The sequence below is a fragment of the Rhizobacter sp. P3_B12 genome, assembly GCF_056402895.1.
The window spans coordinates 1-4,466 of the sequence record NZ_JBFUGN010000505.1 but is presented as its reverse complement, the minus strand read 5'-3'; the positions used below and the strand labels follow the sequence as shown (position 1 = coordinate 4,466).

Annotated in this window: 6 protein-coding genes and 1 pseudogene; 4 read left to right on the top strand and 3 right to left on the bottom strand. The window is 71.9% G+C overall.

The genetic code is table 11. The features are described from left to right. Positions 1 to 20 precede the first annotated feature (20 nt). Complete coding sequence (locus AC1D01_RS22400) at positions 21 to 173, top strand: GNAT family N-acetyltransferase (protein WP_477870192.1); 153 nt, start codon at positions 21 to 23, stop codon at positions 171 to 173. Between the two features lies 1 nt (position 174). Here the strand turns inward: AC1D01_RS22400 and AC1D01_RS22395 are convergent, their stop codons facing one another. The 3 genes from AC1D01_RS22395 to ygfZ all read right to left on the bottom strand — a co-directional run bounded on the left by AC1D01_RS22395 (position 175) and on the right by ygfZ (position 2,401). Continuing rightward, on the bottom strand, positions 175 to 1,134 hold the full coding sequence (locus tag AC1D01_RS22395; RefSeq protein ID WP_477870188.1) for an NRDE family protein: 960 nt from the start codon (positions 1,132 to 1,134) through the stop codon (positions 175 to 177). After that, on the bottom strand, positions 1,122 to 1,418 hold the full coding sequence (locus tag AC1D01_RS22390; protein ID WP_477870186.1) for a DUF4936 family protein: 297 nt from the start codon (positions 1,416 to 1,418) through the stop codon (positions 1,122 to 1,124). The genes AC1D01_RS22395 and AC1D01_RS22390 overlap by 13 nt, the downstream gene beginning before the upstream one ends. Before the next feature lie 62 nt (positions 1,419 to 1,480). After that, positions 1,481 to 2,401, bottom strand: coding sequence for a CAF17-like 4Fe-4S cluster assembly/insertion protein YgfZ (gene ygfZ, locus AC1D01_RS22385; protein WP_477870184.1), 921 nt, complete (start codon positions 2,399 to 2,401; stop codon positions 1,481 to 1,483). A 122-nt stretch (positions 2,402 to 2,523) separates the two neighbouring features. On the opposite strand from ygfZ, the gene mltG reads away from it, so the two are divergent. The 3 genes and pseudogenes from mltG to AC1D01_RS22370 form a co-directional block, all read left to right on the top strand. Next, entirely contained in the window at positions 2,524 to 3,492 is a 969-nt protein-coding gene (gene mltG, locus AC1D01_RS22380) for an endolytic transglycosylase MltG (RefSeq protein ID WP_477870190.1), read from the top strand. A 13-nt stretch (positions 3,493 to 3,505) separates the two neighbouring features. Further along, the gene (gene tmk, locus AC1D01_RS22375; protein ID WP_477870182.1) at positions 3,506 to 4,117 is read left to right on the top strand and encodes a dTMP kinase; all 612 of its coding nucleotides are present in this window, start codon (positions 3,506 to 3,508) and stop codon (positions 4,115 to 4,117) included. Between the two features lie 20 nt (positions 4,118 to 4,137). Further along, positions 4,138 to 4,466: pseudogene (locus tag AC1D01_RS22370) on the top strand (DNA polymerase III subunit delta'); the annotation flags it as partial.

The window sequence follows — 4,466 nt, the reverse complement described above, 5'->3', positions numbered from 1 at the left end:
GGGCGGTGCTCGATGCGCTGATGAAGGCGGCGCGCGAGCAGGGCTACCGCGAAGCAGTGCTGCATGCGCAGACCTCGGCCGAGGCGTTCTACACGCGGGCCGGGTTCGCGCCGCGCGGGCCGGTGTTCGAGGAAGTCGACATCCCGCACGTCGAGATGGTGCGCAGCCTCTGAGTCAGCCGGCCACCGTCCGCTGGCGGCGCGGCCGCTCGGGCTTCAGCAGGCTGCGCACCCGCCGCTTGCGGGGCGCGGCCTCGGTGCCGCCCGACGGCTCTTCGGCCTCGTCGACGCTGCCCTGGACCGGGGCCTCGGCCGGCGGCTCTTCGCTGTAGCGGGGCGGCCAGTCCTTCAGCGTCGAGCGGCGCAGCAGCGCCATGCCGCCGGCGGCGCCGTAGGTGCGTTCGAGCACGTGCGTGACGAGCCGCTTGTTGACGCGCTCGGTGATCACGAGCGTCGAGCAGCGGGTGCCGTAGCTGCCGTCCGGCGTGCGGATGAAGGCGGCCGACAGCAGCTTCTCCCATTCGTGCGACACGCCGGTCGACGGCAGCAGCGCGTCGTCGGCCAGCGTGCGGTCGCCGAGCGCCTCGAACAGCCGGCTGCTGAGCGCATCGACGGTGTCGCTCGCCGACAGCGCCGCATCGACGCGCGCCTTCAGCAGGTCGACCTTGGGCCACGGCGCATCGAGCCGGCCGTTCGACAGCCCGAACAGCCCGCGCTCGAGCCGCACCGGGTGCACCTCGTGGTTCGAGGCCCAGAAGCATTCGCCGCGCTGGAAATCGGCCGCCACCAGGTTGAAGCCGTTGTGGCCGGCCAGCGCGGTGCGCATCCAGAAGCGGTCGGTCTGCAGGTCGCCCGCCAGCCAGCGCGGCACGATGTCGCCGCGCGACGGCGCCTGCGGATCCTGGCGCGACGGATCGCGCACGTTGGTGACGAAGGCCAGGCGGCCGGCGGCGGTCAGGCCGAGCCAGGTGCCGCCGGCTTCGAGGTCGCGCCCGCCGAGGATGTCGGGCCGGCCGGCACCCGGCGACCACCAGGCCAGGCGGGCGGTCGGGCGCTTGAAGAATTCGTCGCGGTTCGCTGCAACGACCAGCGGGAAGCGGCGCGACTGATCGATCGCCAGCGCTACGAGGCACATGGCACGAAGCCCTCGGCATGGCGGGGGCCGACGAGCCACGGCGCGAGCGCGGCACCGAGCTGCGCTTCGATCTGCCGCGCGAGCGTGTCGTCGATGCCGTGGGGTGCGAGGGCGTAGGTTTCCATCCAGGTGTGGTGTTCGTCGCGGGAGTCGGGTCGGCGCAGCAGCCGGGCCTGGAGCCCGGGACAGGCCGACTGCACTTGCGCCTGCGCTGCGAGAACCGCGGCCGACAACGCCTCGGCGTCATCGACCTTCGCCCGATAGTAGATGAACAATTCGCGCACGATGCCGCCGCCGATGCGGGTCCGTGAAGTCGTGCCTGGAATGCCCGAGGCGGCCGTGCCGATCAGGCCGTCACGTCGATGTCGACGTCGTAGGGCATCGGCTGGCGCGCGAGCACCGGCCCGTCGGCGGCACCCAGGTGCAGGCTGCCGGCGTCGAGCGCGGCGAGCTTGACCTCGGCCAGCACGCGCTGGCCGGCCGCGTTGACGACGAGTCCCGCCGGCTGGCCGGGATCCGCGCTGTGGAAGATCTCCTGCCCGGCGTGCGCCGGCACGGCGGAGTCGAACAGGAAGCTGCGGCGCTTGATGGTGCCGCGGTACTGGCTGCGCGCGACGATCTCTTGCCCGGGGTAGCAGCCCTTCTTGAAGTCGACGCCGCCGACCAGCTCGAAGTTGAGCATCTGCGGCACGAACTGGTCGACCGTGGCCGCCTCGATGCGCGGCACCGCGCTCGCGACCTCGCCTTCGCGCCAGGCGTCGAGCGACAGCGCCGGCAGGGCAGGGGCCGCGGCGCCGGTGGGGGCGGCCCACAGGTAACGTTCGTGTCCATCGGCATCCGGCAGGCGCACCAGGTGGCCGCCGGCATGTTCGCTGCGCAACCACGGCGCAGGCAGCGCGGCGGCGCCGAGCCACGACCGGGCCGACGGGCCGGCGATGCCGTGCAGCGCGATTTCGGCCGAGGCGTCGCTCAGCTTGCACTGGGCGCGCAGCACGAACATCGACAGGCGCTTCAGCGTCGGCGCCAGCAGGTCGGCGCTGCAGGCGAGCAGCAGCTCGTCGGGCGCCGGCTGCCACACCACGAAGCTCGCCAGCAGCCGGCCCTTTGCCGAGCAGTAGCCGGCCAGCCGGGCGCGGTCGGCGCCGAGCTGCGAGACGTCGCTGGTCAACTGGCCGTGCAGGAAGGACGCGGCGTCGGCGCCGCGGGCGCGGATCACGCCCCAGTCGTTCAGGGTCGCGATGCCGTCGAGGGAGAGGGTTGTGCGCATTGGATACAAGCCGTGCAGAAGTGCCGATTATCATCAGCGCCCGTCATCGGGTCCCGACCGGGGTCTCCGGACCTTCTTCCGACCTTCCCGCCGTGAAATTCCTGCGCCGTCTCGTCCTGCTGATGTTCATGCTGGCCCTCCTCGTCGCCGGCGCTGCGGCCGGTGGCGTGTATTGGTGGCTGCAGCAGCCGCTGCCGCTGAATGCCGAGGCGGTCGAGGTGTCGATCGAGCCCGGCACCTCGCCRCGCGAGGTCGCATTCGCCTGGACGCAGGCCGGCGTGCAGGCCCCGCCGGTCCTGCTGTATGAATGGTTCCGCTGGTCCGGCCAGGCGCGCAAGATCCGCGCCGGCAGCTATGCGATCGTGCGTGGCATCACGCCGCGCGGCCTGCTCGACAAGATGGTGCGTGGCGACGAGGTGCTGTCCACCGTGCGCCTGATCGAAGGCTGGACCTTCCGCCAGTTCCGCGCCGAACTCGCGAAGGCCGAGAACCTGAAGCAGACCACCACCGGCATGACCGATGCGCAGCTGATGGCCGCGATCGGCGCGGCCGGCGTGGCGCCGGAAGGCCGCTTCTATCCCGACACCTACGCCTACAGCAAGGGCGCGAGCGATGTGGCGGTGCTGAAGCGGGCACAGCGCGCGATGCAGCGCCAGCTGGAGCTGGCCTGGGCCGAGCGCGCCGCGAACACGCCGCTGCGCAACGCCGACGAGGCGCTGACGCTGGCGTCGATCGTCGAGAAGGAAACCGGCACGCCGGCCGACCGCAGCCGCGTGGCCGGCGTGTTCACGAACCGGCTGCGCATCGGCATGGCGCTGCAGACCGACCCGACGGTGATCTACGGGCTCGGCGAGAGCTTCGACGGCAACCTGCGCAAGCGCGACCTGACCACCGACGGGCCGTACAACACCTACCTGCGCACCGGCCTGCCGCCGACGCCGATCGCGATGCCGGGGCGCGCCTCGCTGCTCGCCGCAGTGCGGCCCGAAGCCACCAAGGCCTTGTACTTCGTGGCCCGCGGCGAYGGCAGCAGCCAGTTCAGCGAGACGCTGGCCGAGCATAATCGCGCGGTCAACCAATACCAGAAGTAGCAGCCCAGTGCCCGTGCGCGGACGATTCATCACCTTCGAAGGCATCGACGGCGCCGGCAAATCCACGCACATCGACGCGCTGGCCGAGCACCTGCGGCAGGCCGGCCAGCCGGTCGTGCTGACCCGCGAGCCAGGCGGCACGCCGCTGGCCGAGCAACTGCGCGAGCTGCTGCTGCACTCGCCGATGGATCCGCTGACCGAGGCGCTGCTGGTGTTCGGTGCGCGCCGCGATCACCTGGCGCAGGTGATCGAGCCGGCGCTGGCCGCCGGCCGCACCGTGCTGTGCGATCGCTTCACCGATGCGAGCTTCGCCTACCAGGGCGGCGGCCGCGGCTTCGATGCCGGCGTGCTGTCCACGCTGGAAGGCTGGGTGCACCGCGACCTGCAGCCCGACCTGACCTTCTGGTTCGACCTGCCCGCCGCGGTGGCGGCCGAACGCCGAGCCGCGGTGCGCGCGCCGGACCGTTTCGAGCAGCAGGACCTCGCGTTCTTCGAGCGCGTGCGTGCCGGCTACGAGGCGCGCCACCGGGCGGCGCCGCATCGCATCGTTCGCATCGAGGCCGCCGCACCGCGCGAGCAGGTCTGGCAGCAGGTTCTCGCCACCCTGGAGCAGTACCCGTGGTAGATCCCGAAGGAAAGCTGCCGTTGCCCTGGCTGGCAGCGGCGCTCGATGAAGCCTTGCGCACGCAGCGCGGCCATGCCTTATTGATCCACGGGCCGCAGGGCATCGGCCAGTTCGAGCTCGGGCTGACGCTCGCGCAATCGTGGCTGTGCGAGGCCGCGCCGGTCGGGCCACCCAGGCCGGCCTGCGGGCGTTGTGCCAGCTGCCACCTGGTGCAGGCGCGCTCGCATCCCGACCTGCTGGTGCTGCTGCCCGAGGCGCTGCGCGAATCGCTGGGCTGGGACGCCGCGGAAGAGGGCGGCGACAGCGAGGCCAAGGCCTCGAAGGCCAAGCCGAGCAAGGAGCTGAAGGT